General features: G+C 63.1%; 17 protein-coding genes and 3 tRNA genes. 14 read left to right on the top strand and 6 right to left on the bottom strand.

What is annotated here, in order from left to right:
* Window positions 1-30: 30 nt before the first annotated feature.
* From ToN1_RS03985 to pnp, 10 genes are all read left to right on the top strand, one after another.
* The gene (locus tag ToN1_RS03985; RefSeq protein WP_169206624.1) at window positions 31-861 is read left to right on the top strand and encodes a segregation and condensation protein A; all 831 of its coding nucleotides are present in this window, start codon (window positions 31-33) and stop codon (window positions 859-861) included.
* Complete coding sequence (scpB, locus tag ToN1_RS03980; RefSeq protein WP_169206623.1) at window positions 842-1,435, top strand: SMC-Scp complex subunit ScpB; 594 nt, start codon at window positions 842-844, stop codon at window positions 1,433-1,435. Before ToN1_RS03985 ends, scpB begins: the two co-directional genes overlap by 20 nt.
* Before the next feature lie 55 nt (window positions 1,436-1,490).
* Entirely contained in the window at window positions 1,491-2,378 is an 888-nt protein-coding gene (gene rluB / locus ToN1_RS03975) for a 23S rRNA pseudouridine(2605) synthase RluB (protein WP_244860961.1), read from the top strand.
* A gap of 154 nt (window positions 2,379-2,532) precedes the next feature.
* Window positions 2,533-2,961: a ribosome maturation factor RimP gene (gene rimP, locus ToN1_RS03970; protein ID WP_210148113.1), complete on the top strand. Its 429-nt coding sequence runs from the start codon at window positions 2,533-2,535 to the stop codon at window positions 2,959-2,961.
* 24 nt (window positions 2,962-2,985) lie between these two features.
* Window positions 2,986-4,461 (top strand): transcription termination factor NusA, encoded by a 1,476-nt coding sequence (nusA, locus tag ToN1_RS03965; protein ID WP_169206621.1) that lies wholly within the window; start codon window positions 2,986-2,988, stop codon window positions 4,459-4,461.
* A gap of 17 nt (window positions 4,462-4,478) precedes the next feature.
* Window positions 4,479-7,295 carry a translation initiation factor IF-2 gene (gene infB / locus ToN1_RS03960; RefSeq protein WP_169206620.1) on the top strand — a complete coding sequence of 939 codons (2,817 nt, stop codon included), beginning with the start codon at window positions 4,479-4,481 and terminating at the stop codon, window positions 7,293-7,295.
* A gap of 3 nt (window positions 7,296-7,298) precedes the next feature.
* The gene (gene rbfA, locus ToN1_RS03955; RefSeq protein WP_169206619.1) at window positions 7,299-7,682 is read left to right on the top strand and encodes a 30S ribosome-binding factor RbfA; all 384 of its coding nucleotides are present in this window, start codon (window positions 7,299-7,301) and stop codon (window positions 7,680-7,682) included.
* 6 nt (window positions 7,683-7,688) lie between these two features.
* The gene (gene truB / locus ToN1_RS03950; RefSeq protein WP_169206618.1) at window positions 7,689-8,618 is read left to right on the top strand and encodes a tRNA pseudouridine(55) synthase TruB; all 930 of its coding nucleotides are present in this window, start codon (window positions 7,689-7,691) and stop codon (window positions 8,616-8,618) included.
* 80 nt (window positions 8,619-8,698) lie between these two features.
* Window positions 8,699-8,968, top strand: coding sequence for a 30S ribosomal protein S15 (gene rpsO, locus ToN1_RS03945; protein WP_169206617.1), 270 nt, complete (start codon window positions 8,699-8,701; stop codon window positions 8,966-8,968).
* Window positions 8,969-9,137: 169 nt separating this feature from the next.
* Entirely contained in the window at window positions 9,138-11,237 is a 2,100-nt protein-coding gene (pnp, locus tag ToN1_RS03940) for a polyribonucleotide nucleotidyltransferase (protein WP_169206616.1), read from the top strand.
* A 90-nt stretch (window positions 11,238-11,327) separates the two neighbouring features.
* Here pnp and dksA read toward each other — a convergent pair whose 3' ends face one another.
* Complete coding sequence (gene dksA / locus ToN1_RS03935; RefSeq protein WP_169125530.1) at window positions 11,328-11,753, bottom strand: RNA polymerase-binding protein DksA; 426 nt, start codon at window positions 11,751-11,753, stop codon at window positions 11,328-11,330.
* Between the two features lie 171 nt (window positions 11,754-11,924).
* Here dksA and ToN1_RS03930 point away from each other — a divergent pair.
* The 3 genes from ToN1_RS03930 (at window position 11,925) to ToN1_RS03920 (ending at window position 12,233) form a co-directional block, all read left to right on the top strand.
* Window positions 11,925-12,001 (top strand) — tRNA-Pro (locus ToN1_RS03930).
* A 32-nt stretch (window positions 12,002-12,033) separates the two neighbouring features.
* Window positions 12,034-12,110, top strand: a tRNA-Arg gene (locus ToN1_RS03925).
* A gap of 47 nt (window positions 12,111-12,157) precedes the next feature.
* A tRNA-His gene (locus tag ToN1_RS03920) sits at window positions 12,158-12,233 on the top strand.
* A 74-nt stretch (window positions 12,234-12,307) separates the two neighbouring features.
* Here the strand turns inward: ToN1_RS03920 and ToN1_RS03915 are convergent.
* The 5 genes from ToN1_RS03915 to ToN1_RS03895 all read right to left on the bottom strand — a co-directional run bounded on the left by ToN1_RS03915 (window position 12,308) and on the right by ToN1_RS03895 (window position 16,633).
* Complete coding sequence (locus ToN1_RS03915) at window positions 12,308-13,321, bottom strand: tyrosine-type recombinase/integrase (protein WP_169206615.1); 1,014 nt, start codon at window positions 13,319-13,321, stop codon at window positions 12,308-12,310.
* Window positions 13,321-13,530, bottom strand: coding sequence for a DUF4224 domain-containing protein (locus ToN1_RS03910; protein ID WP_169206614.1), 210 nt, complete (start codon window positions 13,528-13,530; stop codon window positions 13,321-13,323). The genes ToN1_RS03915 and ToN1_RS03910 overlap by 1 nt, the downstream gene beginning before the upstream one ends.
* 316 nt (window positions 13,531-13,846) lie before the next feature.
* The gene (locus tag ToN1_RS03905) at window positions 13,847-14,416 is read right to left on the bottom strand and encodes a hypothetical protein (RefSeq protein ID WP_169206613.1); all 570 of its coding nucleotides are present in this window, start codon (window positions 14,414-14,416) and stop codon (window positions 13,847-13,849) included.
* 868 nt (window positions 14,417-15,284) lie between these two features.
* Entirely contained in the window at window positions 15,285-16,166 is an 882-nt protein-coding gene (locus ToN1_RS03900) for a DNA-binding protein (RefSeq protein ID WP_169206612.1), read from the bottom strand.
* 146 nt (window positions 16,167-16,312) lie between these two features.
* Window positions 16,313-16,633 (bottom strand): hypothetical protein, encoded by a 321-nt coding sequence (locus ToN1_RS03895; protein ID WP_169206611.1) that lies wholly within the window; start codon window positions 16,631-16,633, stop codon window positions 16,313-16,315.
* Window positions 16,634-17,311: 678 nt separating this feature from the next.
* Here ToN1_RS03895 and ToN1_RS03890 point away from each other — a divergent pair.
* Complete coding sequence (locus ToN1_RS03890; RefSeq protein ID WP_169206610.1) at window positions 17,312-17,818, top strand: DUF3577 domain-containing protein; 507 nt, start codon at window positions 17,312-17,314, stop codon at window positions 17,816-17,818.
* Window positions 17,819-17,824 lie beyond the last annotated feature (6 nt).

Genomic DNA, 17,824 nt, shown 5'->3' with positions numbered 1-17,824 from the left:
ACAGACTGTGGCTTGCAGGATGAGCGTGGCATGAACATGCCGCTTGCACTGGCTCCGGCCGAGACACCCGTCCCGGTCGAGGTCTTCGCTCGCCTGTACGGCGAGCCGATGCTCGAGCTGCCCAAGGATCTCTACATCCCGCCCGACGCGCTCGAAATCTTCCTCGACGCCTTCGAGGGGCCGCTCGACCTGCTGCTCTACCTGATCCGCAAGGCCAACCTGAACATCCTCGACATCCCGATGGCGCCGCTCACCGAGCAGTACCTCGTCTATGTCGAGGCGATGCGCCGACACAACCTCGAACTCGCAGCCGACTATCTGCTCATGGCCGCGACGCTGCTGGAGATCAAGTCGCGCATGTTGCTGCCGCGCCCACCGCGCGAGAGCGAGGACGAATCGCTCGACCCGCGCGCCGAACTGGTACGCAGGCTGCTCGAATACGAGCAGATGAAGATGGCGGCTGCGCGGCTCGACGCCATGCCGCGAATCGAGCGCGACCACGAATGGGTCGGCATCTTCGTCGCCGAGAAAGTCATCGAGCGCCTGCCCGAGGTCAGTCTCCACGACCTGCAGTTCGCCTGGCTCAAGATCATGAAGAAGGCCCGGCTGACGCAGCATCACCAGGTGAAGCGCGATGAGCTGTCGGTGCGCGAACACATGACGACGATCCTGCGCAAGCTGGCTGACGGCGGCTTCGTCGTCTTCGACACCCTGTTCGAGTCCGCGCGCGGTCCTGCCAGTCTGGTCGTGAGTTTCCTCGCGGTGCTCGAGCTCGTGAAGGAAAAGCTGGTCCACGTCGCCCAGAACGAGCCCTTCGCGCCGATCTACGTGAAGCTTGCCGATGCAGCCAACGACGCCTGAAGACTTCAAGCGCGTGATCGAGACGGCTCTGCTGGCAGCAACTGCGCCGCTGCAGGTCGCGGACGTACGCCGCCTTTTCGATCCCGATCCCGGGGCCGATCTGGTCCGCCGACTGCTCGACGAACTCCGCGGCGAGTGGGGCGGGCGGGGCGTCGAGCTGGTGCAGATCGCCTCCGGCTGGCGTTTCCAGACGCGACCGGAGTACCAGGTGTTCCTCGATCGGCTGAAGGAAGAAAAACCGCCGAAGTATTCACGCGCCGTACTGGAAACGCTTGCGATCATCGCCTATCGTCAGCCTGTCACGCGTGGAGACATAGAGGACATCCGCGGCGTTGCAGTGTCTCCCAGCGTGTTGAAGACGCTGGAGTCGCGTGGGTGGGTAGACATCGTCGGCCATCGCGATACGCCGGGGCGTCCGGCCCTGTTTGCGACGACGCGGCGCTTTCTCGACGATCTGGGCCTGCGCAGCCTCACCGAATTGCCCGCGTTAACCGAAATTGAAAGGATCATGGATCTTGTCGACACCAAAGAAATCGAATCGGCCGCTCCGGCCGCCAACGAAGAAGAAGGCTGAGCCTGCGGCGGGTCCGCTGCGCCCCCATGGCGCCCGTCAGCCGGGCAGCGTTGACATGCCCGCGGAGACGGCGCGCGAGTTGCCCCAGCGGCGCGGGCCGGCCGCCGCTCGCGGGGCGCCGCAGGAAGAGCACGAACCGGAGCGGCTGCAGAAAGTCCTCGCCCGCCTCGGAATCGGTTCGCGGCGCGAGATCGAGGAATGGGTCGTCGCCGGGCGCATCACCGTCAATGGCGAACCTGCCGAACTGGGACAGAAAATCGGCCCCGGCGATCGCGTAAAGCTCAACGGCAAGCTCCTTTCGGTAAGATTTACGGCGCGCGCTCCGCGCGTGCTGATCTACCACAAGCCCGAAGGCGAAATCGTCTCGCGCGAGGATCCGGAAGGGCGGCCCACCGTCTTCGAGCGCCTGCCGCTTTTGCGCAAGGGGCGCTGGATCGCCGTCGGTCGCCTCGACTTCAACACCTCGGGCCTGCTGCTGTTCACCAACGACGGCGCTCTCGCCAACCGGCTCATGCACCCGCGCTACGAACTGGAGCGGGAGTATGCGGTGCGCCTGCTAGGCGAACTCACCGAAGAACAGATCGAGTCGCTGAAGACGGGCATTCAGCTCGAGGATGGACTTGCGCGCTTCACGAGCCTCACCGATCAGGGCGGGGAGGGGGCCAATCATTGGTACAAGGTCACCTTGTCCGAGGGGCGCAATCGCGAGGTGCGACGAATGTTCGAAGCCGTCGGGCTGACTGTCAGCCGCCTGATGCGCGTGCGTTACGGCCCGGTGACACTGTCCTCGCGCCTCAAGCGCGGCATGTGGATGGAGATGCCTGAGGAAGAGGTGTGCAAACTCGCCGGCGTTCCGCAGCCGCAGCGTCAGGTTTCGGCGCGCACCGCAGAAAAGGAGCGCCAGGTCCGGCTGCACCGCACCACGCCGCGCGGGCGGGCATGAGGGGGTGTGCGCGCGGCCGGTGTCGCAATTGCCTGTTTTCAATGGGGCTGTTATAATCGCAAAGCTTTGATACCGGCTTCCTTGCCGGTGTCGTTTTGTGGATGGAATCAACAAAGATGGGCGTTACGCCCATTTTTTATTTGTGGGCGTGGAAATGGACGTCGAACGTCTGGTCGAACAGGTGGTCACCGGCCTGGGTTTCGAACTGGTGGATTTCGAGACTTCCCCTAAGGGGCGGTTGATGCGCGTGTTCATCGATATCGAGCGTGGAGTGAACGTCGATGATTGCGCGACTGTCAGCAACCAGTTGACGCGCGTTTTCGAGGTCGAAAACGTGGACTACGATCGACTTGAGGTTTCCTCGCCCGGGCTCGATCGGCCGCTCAAGAAGGCTGCCGATTTCGAGCGCTTTGTCGGTAGCGAGGTGCAGGTTCGCCTGCGTATGCCGATCGGCAATCAACGGAATTTTGCCGGCGTGCTCACTGGCTTTGCCGAAGGTGTGGTGCATCTGAGCACCGGGAAGGGGGATGTGGCCCTTCCCTTCGACGAGGTCGAGAAGGCGCGTCTCGTGCCCAGATTTTGAATTCGTGTGTGGAGATTTTGATTAATGAGCCGCGAGATTTTGCTGCTTGTCGATGCGCTGGCGCGCGAAAAAAATGTGGCCAAGGACATCGTCTTCGGTGCCCTGGAAACGGCGCTTGCCTCTGCGACGAAAAAACGTATCAATGACGAAGCCGATGTGCGCGTGACGATCGACCGCGAGACGGGCGATTACGAGTCCTTTCGCCGCTGGGTGGTGCTGCCCGACGAGGAGGTCGTCAACGACGAGGCCGAGATGGGCATCATCGATGCCCGCGACGTGCAGCCCGGCATCCAGGTCGGCGAATACATCGAGGAACCGCTCGAGCCGATCGACTTCGGCCGCATCGGCGCCCAGGCCGCCAAGCAGGTGATCCTGCAGCGCATCCGCGATGCCGAGCGCGAACAGGTGCTCAACGACTTTCTCGATCGCAAGGAACACCTCGTTTCGGGCTCGATCAAGCGCATGGAGCGCGGCAACGCGATCATCGAGGTCGGGCGTCTCGAGGCCATGATTCCCCGCGATCAGATGATCCCGCGCGAGAACCTGCGCGTCGGCGATCGCGTGAAGGCCTTTCTGCTGCGCATCGATCGTGGTGCCCGCGGTCCCCAGTTGATCCTGTCGCGGACGGCGCCGGACTTCCTTGGCAAGCTGTTCGAGCTCGAGGTCCCCGAGATCGAGGACGGCCTCCTCGCAATCAAGGCTTGCGCCCGCGACCCTGGTCTGCGTGCGAAGATCGCCGTGCAGTCGAACGACTCACGTATCGATCCGATCGGCACCTGCGTCGGTCTGCGCGGCTCGCGCGTGACCGCCGTGCGCAACGAGATCGCCGGCGAGCAGATCGACATCATCGTTTGGTCGCCGGATCCCGCACAGTTCGTCATCTCCGCGCTGCAACCCGCCGAGGTCGTGTCCATCGTTGTGGATGAGGAAAAGCACAGCATGGATGTCGTCGTCGACGACAACAACCTCGCGATCGCGATCGGCCGCAACGGGCAGAACGTGAAGCTCGCGTCCGAGCTGACCGGCTGGACCATCAATCTGATGAGCGAAGAAGAGTCTGCGCAGAAGTCTGGCCAGGAGCGCCAGAGCCTGCGCCAGTTGTTCATGGACAAGCTCGACGTCGACGAGGAACTCGCCGACATCCTGATCGACGAAGGTTTCTCGTCGCTCGAAGAAATCGCGTACGTGCCGCTCGCCGAAATGCTCGAAATCGAAGCCTTCGATGAAGAGACGGTCAACGAGCTGCGCAATCGTGCGCGCAACGTCCTGCTCACCGAGGCCATCGTGACCGAAGAGCAGCTGGAAAATGTTTCCGACGATCTGATCAATCTCGAAGGGATGGATAAGCCGCTCGCCGCCAAGCTGGCCGAGCATGGCGTGCGTACCCGCGATGATCTGGCCGATCTCGCAGTCGATGAGCTCGTTGAAATCGCCGGAATCGAACAAGAACGTGCCAGCGCGCTGATTTCCGTCGCGCGCGCGCACTGGTTCGAAGAATGAGGGGAGGGCACTGACTGATGGAACAAATGAGCGTAAACCAGTTCGCCGGCGAACTAAGAATGCCGGCAGCGGTACTGCTCGAGCAGTTGCAGAAAGCCGGTGTTGAGAAGACCAGCCCCGACCAGTTGCTGACCGAGCAGGACAAGGCGCGGTTGCTCGAGTACCTGCGTCGTTCCCATGGCGACAGCCAGCCCAAGGGCAAGATCACGCTGACCCGCAAGCAGACGTCCGAAATCCGCGCGACCGACTCGTCCGGCCGCGCCCGTACCGTTCAGGTCGAGGTGCGCAAGAAGCGCGTGTTCGTCAAGCGTGACGAACTGGGTGGCGAGATTGGTGCCGGCGACGTGTCCTCGCTCGAGGAAGCGCTGGCAACGGTCGAGGCTGACGGGATGGTCGAGCCAGTGGCCGAGGTCGTGCCCGAGACTCCCCCTGTCGAAATCGCGCCCGTCGTCGAGGTCGAGCCGGAGCCGATCATCGAGCCCGAACCCGAACCGGAGCCTGAGCCTGAGCCTGAGCCTGTCATCGAGGCATCCGTCGAGGAGCCCGAGCAGCAGGCCGTAGCCGAATCTGCCGACGACGCTGCCGCAGCACCGGCCTCCGTGCCGCGTCCGCGCGTTTCCATCCTCAGCGACGAGGAGCGCGCCGCCCGCGAGCGCGAGGCGCGTCGTCACGAAGAGTTGCGTGCGCGTCAGATGGCCGATCTGAAGGCCAAGCAGGAGCGCGAAGCGGCTGCACGTGCTGCCGCCGAGGCCCGCCGCGCGGAAGAAGAAGCGCGTGTCCGCGCCGAAGCCGAGAAGCGCGCCGAGGCCGCTAAACCGGAATCGCGCGATGCCGCCAAGGCGCCGTCCGGTACGCTGCATCGTCCCGCCAAAACTGATGATAAGGCGGGCGGCAAGGATGCCAAGCGTGGTGTGCGCGGGGGTGCCGCTGAAGCCGGTGACAGCGCCAAGCGTCGCGGCCTGAAGACCCGCGGTGAAGTCGGCGCCACGACCGGTTCGTGGCGTGGCGCCCGTGGTGGCGGTCGCGGCCGGGGTCAGCAGGACGATCACAAGGCGTTCCAGATGCCGACCGAGCCGGTGGTGCGCGAGATCCACGTGCCCGAGACCATCACCGTCGCTGACCTTGCCCACAAGATGGCAGTCAAGGCGGCCGAGGTGATCAAGGCCCTGATGAAGATGGGGTCGATGGTCACTATCAACCAGGTGCTCGATCAGGAAACCGCAATGATCCTGGTCGAGGAAATGGGGCACAAGGCACTTGCCGCGAAGCTCGATGACCCGGATGCCTTCCTCGAGGAGACCGCAGCCCAGGCTGATGCCAAGGTGGAAGGGCGTGCGCCCGTCGTGACGGTCATGGGCCACGTCGACCACGGCAAGACCTCGCTGCTCGACTACATCCGGCGCGCCAAGGTCGCCTCGGGTGAGGCTGGCGGCATTACGCAGCACATCGGCGCCTATCACGTCGAGACGCCGCGCGGCATGCTCACCTTCCTGGATACCCCGGGTCACGAGGCATTTACCGCCATGCGCGCCCGCGGCGCGAAGGCCACCGACATCGTCATTCTCGTGGTCGCGGCTGATGACGGCGTGATGCCGCAGACGCGCGAGGCGATCCACCATGCGAAGGCGGCGGAAGTGCCCATCGTCGTTGCGGTGAACAAGATCGACAAGCACGAGGCCAATCCCGACCGCGTCAAGCAGGAGTTGATCGCCGAGGGTGTCGTGCCCGAGGAGTACGGCGGCGACGTCATGTTCATCAACGTGTCGGCCAAGACCGGTGTCGGAATCGACAGCCTGCTCGAATCCGTCCTGCTGCAGGCCGAGGTGCTCGAGCTGACCGCTCCGGTCGATACGCCTGCCAAGGGCCTTATCATCGAGGCGCGCCTTGACAAGGGACGTGGTCCGGTCGCATCGTTGCTGGTCCAGTCTGGCACCCTGCGCAAGGGTGACGTCATGCTGGTCGGCGCCACCTTCGGCCGCATCCGTGCGATGCTCGACGAGAACGGCAAGGCGATCGACGAAGCGGGTCCGTCCATTCCGGTCGAAGTCCTCGGTCTTTCGGATGTCCCGTCGGCCGGCGACGAGGCGATTGTCCTAGCCGACGAGAAGAAGGCGCGCGAAATCGCACTGTTCCGCCAGGGCAAGTTCCGCGAAGTGAAGCTGGCCAAGCAGCAGGCGGCCAAGCTCGAAAGCATGTTCGAGCAGATGGCCGAGGGCGAGGTGAAGTCCCTGCCGCTGATCATCAAGGCGGACGTGCAGGGTTCGCAGGAGGCCCTGGTTCAGGCGCTCAACAAGCTGTCCACGGACGAGGTCCGCGTCAACGCGATCCACTCCGCAGTCGGTGCGATTTCCGAGTCGGACGTCAACCTGGCGCAGGCTTCGGGTGCGGTCATCATCGGCTTCAACACCCGCGCCGATGCCGGCGCACGCAAGCTCGCCGAAACTTTCGGTGTGGATATACGCTACTACAACATCATCTACGACGCCGTGGATGACGTGAGGGCGGCGCTGTCGGGGCTGTTGTCACCGGAGAGGCGCGAGAATGTCATCGGTCTCGTGGAAGTCCGTCAGGTGTTCCGCGTGCCCAAGGTCGGTACCGTCGCGGGCTGTTACGTGCTCGAGGGCCTCGTCAAGCGCGGCGCGCAGATCCGCGTGCTGCGCGGCAACGTGGTCGTCCACTCGGGCGAGCTGGAATCGCTCAAGCGCTTCAAGGACGACGTCAAGGAGGTCAAGTTCGGTTTCGAATGCGGCTTGTCGGTGAAGAACTACAACGATGTCCAGGAAGGCGACCAGCTCGAAGTGTTCGAAATCCAGGAAATCGCCCGGACGCTTTAAGAGATGCCCAAGGAGTATTCCCGAAGCCAGCGCGTGGCGGAGCAGGTCCGCCGCGAACTGGCCGAGCTGATCCGCCTGGAAGTGAAGGATCCCCGCGTGGGATTCATCACGCTCACCGACGTCGAGATCACCCCCGACTACGCCCATGCGAAGGTGTTTTTCACCTCGATGCGTGGCGAGGAGGGGCTCGATGAAATCCTTGTCGGTCTGCGCCGTGCCAGCGGCTTCCTGCGCAGGGAACTCGGAAAGCGCGTGCGTATCCACACGCTGCCCGAGTTGCATTTTCACTACGACCCGTCCGTCGAGCGCGGCAGCCGCATGTCGCAACTGATCGACCAGGTGGTGCGCGAGGATGATGCGCGCCACAAGGACGATCCGGAAAGCTGAGCGGTCTTGAAAGCACAGAAGCAATTCAGGCACCAGCGCCGCGCGCTGGACGGTGTCCTGCTGCTCGACAAGCCGGCGGGCATCACGTCGAATGCGGCGCTGCAGACGGCCCGCCGTCTTCTCAATGCCGCAAAGGCCGGTCATACCGGTACGCTCGATCCGATGGCGACGGGGTTGTTGCCGCTGACTTTCGGTGAGGCAACGAAGTTCTCGCAGATGCTCCTCGACGCGGACAAGGAATACGAGGCAACGGTCCGTCTCGGTATCGAGACGGATACCGGGGACGCCGAAGGGCGTCCGAATGCCGAAGCTCCCGTGTCGGTCTCCGAGGATGACGTCCGTGCTGCGCTCATGCGCTTTGCGGGCGAGATCGAGCAGATACCGCCGATGTATTCGGCGCTCAAGCGCGACGGGAAACCGCTGTACGAGTACGCGCGTGCCGGCATCGTGGTTGAACTTGCGCCGCGCCGCGTCACGATTCATGAGCTGGAACTGCTCGAGTTTGGTGGGGAGACCTTCCGGATCCGCGTCGCGTGCAGCAAGGGCACCTATATCCGGACGCTCGCGATCGATCTGGGCCGGGTTCTTGGTTGCGGTGCTCATCTATCGGCATTGCGGCGCACCCGAATCGGTCCTTTTGCTGCGGGGGTCGGTACGGTAACGCTCAGCGAACTCGAAGCGGCATTGGCGGACGAACGGGAGCGCCTGCTTGCCCCTGCCGACGCGCTGGTGTCGCACTTTTCCGTTGTCACGCTCTCAGCGGAGGCGGCGGCGGGTTTGTTGCAGGGGCGCGCGGTTGCATATGTCGGCAACGAGCGCGGTTTGGTAAGGGTGTACGGGGACGGGCGCTTTCTTGGCCTGGGGGAACTTGGCGATGACTGCCGCCTGTTGCCGAAACGCCTCGTTGCAGCCGGTACGACGGCACGGCAGTCCTGATAATTATTGAGTTTTTCATGGTGCGTTGGGTATAATCCCACGCTTCTGATTGGCAGAATACGAAAAGAGTAAACACCCACATGGCTCTCGATACCGCATCCAAGGCGCAGATCGTCACGGACTTCCAGCGCGCACAAGGCGACACCGGTTCGCCGGAAGTGCAGGTCGCTCTGCTCACCGCCCGCATCAACGGCCTCACCGGCCACTTCAAGGCCAACGCGAAGGATCACCACTCGCGCCGCGGCCTCCTCAAGATGGTCAGCCAGCGCCGCAAGCTGCTCGACTACCTGAAGGGCAAGAACGCCGACAGCTATCGCGCCCTCATCGAGCGCCTGGGTCTGCGCAAGTAACTCGCCGACCGTGTCGCGTCTGACAGCGTCGCAAAAGACAAGGTAAGCGAACAAGCCGGTGCGGATCCCGCGGGGTCGCACCGGCTTTGTTTTTGCTGTCGGGGTTGCGTGACCGGGACAGCTTCGCAGTTGTAGTCTGCTGCATATACTCACCTAAAGGATATTCAACTTGCCTACCGCCATCAAAAAGACATTCGCGTACGGCGCGCATACCGTCACCATCGAGACCGGCGAGATTGCCCGCCAGGCGGGTGGTGCCGTCATCGTGAACATGGATGACACGATGGTCCTGGCGACCGTCGTTGCCGCCAAGGAAGCCAAGCCCGGGCAGGACTTTTTCCCCCTCACCGTCGACTATGTCGAGAAGTTCTACGCCGCCGGCCGTATTCCTGGCGGCTTCTTCAAGCGTGAAGGGCGTCCGACCGAGAAGGAAACGCTGACCAGCCGCCTGATCGATCGCCCGATCCGCCCGCTGTTCCCGGACGGCTTCTACAACGAAGTCCAGATCATCATCACGGTGCTGTCGCTCAACCCGGAGATCGATCCGGACATTCCGGCGATGATCGGCGCATCCGCCGCGCTGGCAATCTCGGGCGTGCCGTTCGATGGCCCGATCGGTGCCTGCCGCGTGGGTTATGCCAACGGCGAGTACATCCTCAACCCGACGGTCGAGCAGCTCAAGACCAGCCAGCTGAACCTGGTTGTTGCCGGTACCGAGGCCGCGGTGCTGATGGTCGAATCCGAAGCGCAGGAGCTGTCGGAAGAAGTGATGCTCGGTTCGGTGGTTTTCGGCCACCAGCAGATGCAGGCCGCTATCCGCGCGATCAACGAACTCGTCGAGATCGCCGGCAAGCCCGAGTGGGACTGGCAGCCGCCCGCCAAGAACGAGGCGCTCATCAACCGCATCAAAGAACTCGCGGGCGCCCAGCTCGAGGACGCATTCCGCATCACGAGCAAGCAGGCCCGTACCGAGCGCGTGAACGAGATCCGCAAGAATGCGTTCGCGACAATCGCCGCGGAGATGGAAGCGGCTCCGTCCGGCAACGAGCTCAAGGACATCTTCCACGAACTCGAGGCAGGCATTGTCCGCAGCCGCATCCTCGCCGGTGAACCGCGTATCGACGGCCGCGACACCCGCACGGTTCGCCCGATCGATATCCGCGTCGGTGTGCTGCCCCGTACGCACGGTTCGGCGCTGTTCACCCGTGGCGAGACCCAGGCTCTCGTCATTGCGACGCTGGGCACGGGGCGTGACGAGCAGATCATCGACGCGATCGCGGGCGAATACCGCGAGAGCTTCCTGCTGCACTACAACTTCCCGCCGTTCTCGACCGGCGAAACCGGCCGCATGGGCGTGACGAAGCGTCGCGAAGTCGGCCACGGCCGTCTGGCAAAGCGCGCGCTCGTCGCTGCGCTGCCGGCGCCGGAAGACTTCAGCTACACGGTTCGCGTCGTGTCGGAAATCACCGAGTCCAACGGCTCGAGCTCGATGGCGTCGGTGTGCGGCGGCTCGCTCGCGCTGATGGACGCCGGCGTGCCGATGAAGGCGCACGTGGCCGGTATCGCGATGGGCCTCATCAAGGAAGGCAACCGGTTCGCGGTGCTGACCGACATTCTCGGCGACGAGGACCACCTCGGCGACATGGACTTCAAGGTCGCGGGTACCGAGCGGGGCGTCACGGCGCTGCAGATGGACATCAAGATTCAGGGCATCACGAAGGAAATCATGCAGGTTGCGCTCGCACAGGCGGGCGAGGGTCGCATGCACATCCTCGGCATCATGAAGCAGTCGCTCGCCTCGCATCGCGGTGAAGTGTCGGAGTTCGCTCCGCGCATGATCACGATGAAGATCAACCCGGAGAAGATCCGCGACGTGATCGGCAAGGGCGGTGCGGTGATCCGTGCGCTGCAGGAAGAGACCGGCACCGTGATCGAGATCGAGGACGACGGCAGCTTGACCATCTCGTCGGTCAGCGCCGAGGGTGCGCAGCTCGCGAAGGAAAAGATCGAGGCCATCACGGCCGAGGTCGAGGTCGGCAAGGTGTACAACGGTACCGTCATCCGCCTGCTCGATTTCGGTGCGATCGTGAACATCATGCCGGGTCGTGACGGCCTGCTGCATGTGTCGCAAATCGCGAACGAACGCGTCAACAACGTCGCCGACTACGTCAAGGAAGGGCAGGCTGTGCGTGTCAAGGTTCTCGAGACGGACGAGCGCGGCAAGATCCGCCTGAGCATGAAGGCGCTGCTGGACCAGTCCGCGGAATAATTCCGCTGGAGCAAACAAAAAGGGACGCTGCGGCGTCCCTTTTTTTATCCGACGTCCGTCCGTGCGCAAGGCACGGCGGAGGCGGTGCGATCATTTTGCGACTTGGCGCTCGCGCATTTCTTCCAGCGTCTTGCAGTCGATGCACAGCGTTGCGGTGGGGCGCGCTTCCAGCCGCTTGAGTCCGATCTCCACTCCACAACTGTCGCAATAGCCATATTCGCCGGCATTGATGCGGCCGATGGCTTCGTCGATCTTCTTGATCAGTTTGCGTTCGCGGTCGCGGTTGCGCAGTTCAAGTGCAATGTCGGACTCCTGGCTCGCGCGATCGTTCGGGTCGGCGAATGCGGTTGCTTCGTCCTGCATCGTGTGAACGGTGCGCTCGATATCCCCAGCCAGTTCCCGTTTTACCGATTCCAGCATGCTGCGGAAGTGGGCCAGCTGCTTTTCGCTCATGTATTCCTCGCCTTTTTCGGGGACATACGGCGGGAACTGTTTCTGCAGTGTATCGTCCGGCATGACTTCGAGTTCCGGTTGGTAATTGAAAGAAGCGAACTAATATCAGAAACCGATCGAACCGGCAAGAAAAGAAGCCGTTCTCGGGTCGATTCGACCTTTTTGGGCGGGGACAAAAATTTCTTCATTTCGCATTTGACGGACCGGGAATGAGTGTGTATTATTCGCGGCTCTCGGGGTGTAGCGCAGTCCGGTAGCGCGCTTGCTTTGGGAGCAAGATGTCGGGGGTTCGAATCCCTCCACCCCGACCAGCTAACCCCGAAATGCCCGCGGGATGGATTTACTGCCCGTAGCTCAATTGGATAGAGCACCGGCCTTCTAAGCCGGGGGTTACAGGTTCGATCCCTGTCGGGCAGGCCAAAAAATAGGTTTTTTGATTGCAGGGATTTCCTGCAATCGGAGAAGTGGCGGCATTAGCTCAGTCGGTAGAGCACTGGATTGTGGCTCCAGTTGTCACCGGTTCGATCCCGGTATGTCGCCCCATTTTCAATGAGATACGGCACCCTTCGGGGTGCCGTTTTCAATACTCCGGCCGATTTTCAAAACTCCCCGCCAATTTATTCCAGCGGCGTTGCCTTCTTGACTCGGCGGCGGTCATAGACTTTTTCGACCATCGCGTCGGACGCATGGCCGGAAAGGGTGCGCGCATCCCGGCCCGCTTCCTTCAATTCTGTTACCGTCTTCGCTCGCAGGTCGTGGAAGTGGAACCGCTCGGCAAGGATCGGCGGCTCGCCGTTCGGTCCAGGCGCGGTGGCCTTGTCCATCGTTCGCTGCCACGCCGTCTTCCAGCCCTCGACCGTCATCGGCGATCCGTCGCGGCTCGTCACGAGCCGCGTGCTCGCAATGGGCCGTTCGAGGTCCTTCAGCGCATCGACCGCAGCACGTAGTGCAGGCGTCCAGGCGATGCAGATCTGCACCGGGCGACTCCGTGCGGTCTTCCCTTGCGTGATCAGCAGGCCCTCTGCGGTAATCGCATCGCGGCGTAGCGCAAGGAGATCGCCGCGGCGCTGTCCGGTGAGGCGCGCGAGATCCATCATCGCCGCGATGAGGGGAGGCGCAACCTTCTTCACAGCGTCGAATTCCGCGTCGGTGACGTAGCGCGTGCGCGGCATTTCCTTGAACGGCTTTACCTCGCGCACTGGATTGTCGCGGCAATGGCCCCACATGATGGCGTGCCGCATGACGTCCTGCAGAAGGGAGCGTTCGCGATTGGCTCTCACCTTCGACTTCTGGCCGCGCACCTGCATGAAGTCCCACACGTCGGCTGGGGTGATGTCGGCGGGCTTCATCTGTCCGAACACCTTCGTCAGGGTGGAGGCTTCCAGTTTATTCCCCGCCTGCGTGCTCGCGGCCTTCTGCGGGACGACTTCGCGCAGGTATCGACCGATGACGCCCGACATCGTTTCCTTGGGGGCGTTCGTGTTCTCCAGCTCCGCCCACTTCGTGCGCGCGATCGATAGGTCACGGCCGAGATTGGTCCAGCCGCCCTTAGCGGCGTACCAATACGACCGCCCTTTGAGGTACATGCGGGGCGGCAGGTTGAGATCAATCTTGCGCGGGCGTCCCATCATTAGAGGATAGCTCCGAGATCGGGGCCTTGTCTGCGATGGGCAGATTCAGTTGAACCGCCCATGCGCTTCTCGACGATTGAGCGCAGGACTTTTGGATCGCCAGCTGCGTTCTCCTCGTATGGCCAGCCACGATCCGTGAGCCAACGCTTTTGCAGAGACGGCTTCTGGTAGCCGGTGAGGTTGCGGAGTTCGTCCTTAGTCAGGAACATGTCATGCCTCTTTTCACGCAGGCGGTAGCTTCGCCTCGGCCGCGTCTTCCAGCGCAGTCTTACCGCTTGGCAGCGTCTGCGACGGAGTATGGGTCGTCCTTAATCCGACTACCTCCGGTGTTGGTGTCGCGCTGGAAGCCTTGACGAGAAGACCGGCAGGCATCGACTCGGCCGACATAGCCAGTCTTCCCGAGCAGGCCGGTGATACACAGAGCGGTCATGGCGAAGCCGTCCGCCTCGCCCGTAAGACCGCCTGGCGTCAGGAAGGGGCAAGTCTCACGCACTGTGTTCGGAACGACACCGAAGGCATGCTGCTTCATGAGGCACCGTCCGCAGTAGGGAACGCTCTCCGGTCCTCCTGTGGTCGGAGCTCGTAGTAGCGATCGATGAATAGGTGCTTCGCCACGATAGGCGCTAGCGCCTGAATCGGCCGGGCCAGCGGTGAGGACTGTGTCGTACCGGTCCATGCGTCGTCATAGGGCGGATCGAGATCGCGTCGTTCGGTGGCGCGGAGTACGAGGTCCGCGTACTTGACCGATGGCGGCAGGCAGGGCTGAGCGCCGAGGTGGGCCAGAATGTCCGCGGTGGCCTGCCCCTCGGGGTCGAGGCACGCGGGTAGCAACTCCTTGAGCGCATCGCCGGCGTGAAGGAGGAGCGCGGCAAGGGCATCGTCCAGCGGCACGATTGTGCTCGCCAGATAGTCGTGCTGAGCGATCGAATAGAAGGTGCGTGCCCGGCCGGAAAAGCAGCACGTGCTCGCCAGGACATGGGCGACGTCCTCGATGCTCACCTGGCCCGGCGGAGGGTTATCGCCAATGACCTGACCGGCGCCGGTCAGGTCCCCGAGTCGGCGCATGGCGCGTGGTGCTGGGAATTCCTGCTTCATGAGTCTCTCCTTGCTGGCGTTCGTTGTCCGAATGGTCGATGCATGCCAAGGCCAACCGATGGCGATGGCATCGGCCGCGGGGCGGGGAATCAGGACGAGTCGAAGTCAGAGCGGCGAGAAGCGCCGGTCGACGAGCAAGGAAGTGAGCGAGGGTGTCGCGCGAAGCGAGAGAGCAAGGCGTCCCCGCCGGGTCTCGAGCGGCGGCATTGCGCCTTCGAGACAGCACAAAAATACCGGCTAGACCGTGGTTTGGCAAGCCCAAGGGAATTCCCTTGGACGGGAGGCTACTGCCGCAGTCGCCACCCTTGATTCGTGCTTAACGAAGCGGCCACCCGAAGGGGCGCGGGATAGGGATGGCTACGGGAGATGCTGGCCGGCGAAGTTCGCGTTCGCGGCGTTGGTGGTGAGGAAGTGGTCGAGCATCCTCTGGGCGGAGATTCAGGGCGATGTCGGTTACAGGCCGAATGGTACGAGTTCGCCCGGCAGCCCGCGCATCTTGCTCGATGGTCCGTAGCAACTTCCCGAGAAGTCGTTGGCTCCAGGTATGGCGATGCGCAGATGCGACTGAATCCGCCAAAGACGTGGGGGAAAGTAGAGGAAGAACCGCTTGTTGTTGAAGAACGGCAGAGCGCCGTTCCATCATGAGATCGACATGAGGCTCGAAGCGGACCCCGGACCCGAAGGCCGTTCCGGTTACAGGGGCTGACCGGACGTTGCTATATTCATAGGCGCCACACTCCGACGCGTCAAGGCGGCGGCCATGTCAGGCGGCGACGGTTTCATTGATTCCGCGTGTCGGGCATCGGTCCGACGCACCGACCGATCGTGGGCTCCTTGGGCGGCAGGTGAGTGCCGGCTACTTGAACCGTTACGACTCGCTCGTCATGGCCCCTTGCGCGGTAAAGCCCTTGATGACGTCCAGATGGCCGGCGTTCTGAGCGCGCAGCGCTTCCAGCTCGCCAGTCGCCTGAGCGAGGCGAGCGGCCAAGTCGCGGGACTCCCTGCGTATCTCCGACAGATCTGCCTCGAGGTTCGCGTTTCGCTGCTTTTGGTCCTGCAACTGGCTGTCGAGGTTCGCCACTTCGCGCGTGTGGCGCGCCTGGCTATCCGCCAGACGCTCGCCGAGGCCTGTGGCCTTCGCCTCGGCGATCGCGGCCAGACGTTCGGCATTGGTGCGGGCGTCGCGCTCGGCGTCTACCGCATTTCGTAGCCGCTCGTTGTCCTTTTCGAGGACGGGGATCGTGTCGAGTCGGACGTGTGCCTTGGCTAACTCGGTGCGGGTGGTCTCGGCTGCGCGGCGCTCACGGGCGGCTTCGTCTCTTGCGGCGGAGAGGTCGGTCTCCATCTGCTCGATCTTTCCGGCGAGCGCTGCCTTCTCTTCCTGAGACGTCTGCAGGGCGCTTTCCAGCGTCTCCATGTGGCCGCTCTGGCGCTCGTTCTCGGCGGCGAGCTCGTTGGCGGCCGCTTGCATGTCGGACAGTTTTGCGTCGAGGTCGGCCCGGGCCGTTGCCCGTTCCTGCGTCACGAAGTCGAGAATCGTCCGTTGCAGCGCAGGGGGGAGGGCTGAACCTGCTTCGATGGATGGCGGCTGGTTGCCTTCCCATCGTTGGAACAGCTTATGGATGGTGCCCAGGCTGCCGCTGCCGTGACGCTCGCGGATCTGGCGTGGGGTGGGCTTCCCGCCGGCGGCCTTGATCCCATCGGCGATGGCCGCCACCTGCTCGTACGTGATGCTGGCTTCCCGAGGCATATCGCGTCTCCAGTACGATACGTTACGTACGATAGGTTACGGTACGGTATGAATCAAGCGCCCATGACCCCGATTGAGATGAGCCCGGTCAGCGGTGGGGTGGGGCGCTGCTTGTGGGCCCTGGCGAGTCCGGTTTCGCAGACGTCTCATGTCGCTGGCGCCCCCCGTGGAGGTCGTCGGGCCGCGAGGTCAAGGGGCGTTTGCGCTACCGATTCGCCGCAGATTGACGGTCTTGGCATCGGCTTCAAGCTGTCGCACCCGACCCAGTCCTCCCAGACGGTCAGGACTTCGCCGTCGATCTCGTCGGGTTCGAGGGCGTCGGGGGCTACCAATGAGCGGTCGATCCATCGTATTCGTAGCAGTGTTCCGGCGCGTTCGAGGATCTCGACCCATCCGTGCTCGCGGTGGATCGCCATCTCGCCCGGTCGCAGACGGGCCGGATGGGTGTTGATGTGCACGACGTTCATAACCCTTACCTCCATGCCCAGGGGAATGTCATGTGATTGCAGTGTGGATGGCGCCAAGTCGGGTGCAGCCCCCGAGCGGAGGAGCCCCGAGCGGAGGAGCCCCATCGGGGAGAACAACTGGCGCGGGGGGCCTTTCAGACGACGGGAGCACCACAGGATGGGCCCGCCGTGGGCACCAGCTCCCTGTCTGGGGCGTCAAACGCGCGCGGGCGGCATCAAATCCGGCGCATTGGCGTGCTGTTGCAGATGCGAGAGGTCGTGCAGCCGAGCAGGCTGGTCGCGATCGTGTGCGAAGGGTTTCTGTCGGGCGGATGAGATCCGTCCCCTCGCGGGAATGTCGCTGATCAAGCGAAGAAATGCAAGGCGGTTTGGCCAGGCTGAAGGTGCGCTCGAGTCGTCGTGCCACTGTCTGGGGCGCAACACCGCTGGTCCCCGTTTCTACGGTGGTGGCATGCTGCCATTGGCTCGATGGCGTTGCCCTGTTGACGGCGCGGGCACTTGGCGTAAAATCGGCGCGAGTATTCGGCCATGCGGCCGGTGTACTGCGTCCGGTCAGCCCCTGTAACCGGAACGACCGTCAGGTCCGGGGTTTCGTTTGTGTCACCCACCCGATCGGGAAGATTCACTTCCCGATCATGGGACGTGTGGTCTCCCGATTTTTTTCGTTTGGAGACTGTCATGTCCGAATCCACGCAAGTTGCTTCCAAGACCGCTCCCGAGAAGGAGCATTTCGACCTGCATACCAAGGGATGCGGCTATTTGGGCCGGGTCCGGTGGGTGAAGCCGCGCGGCGGTGGCCGTCGAGCCGAGCCCTTTCTTGCATGCGCGATCAACGCTGTTCACGGGTCCGTCTCGGAACCGGCGTACACGTACTTTGACCTCAGAGTGGTCGGTGCCGAGTGTGCCGAGCTCGTTGAACGCTTCAAGCAGGATGTCCAGAACGACCGCAAGGTCTTTGTGTCATTCCGCGTGGGTGACATCTACCCACATCTCTACTATGCCGACGTCAAGGATTCCGAAACCGGTGCACCCGGCAAGGAACCGCGAGTCATCATCAAGGGCCGGCTGCTACTGCTGACGCACGTCAAGGTGGACGGCCAAACGGTCTACGAACGCCCGAAGACAACGGATGTTCAGCCAGCGGCCGAAAGCGCTCACCTGGAGCGCACCGGCACCAGCGGGTGATCACCC

The organism is Aromatoleum petrolei, assembly GCF_017894385.1.
Classification (GTDB): Bacteria; Pseudomonadota; Gammaproteobacteria; order Burkholderiales; family Rhodocyclaceae; genus Aromatoleum; species Aromatoleum petrolei.
This window is presented reverse-complemented; position numbering and strand designations above follow the sequence as displayed.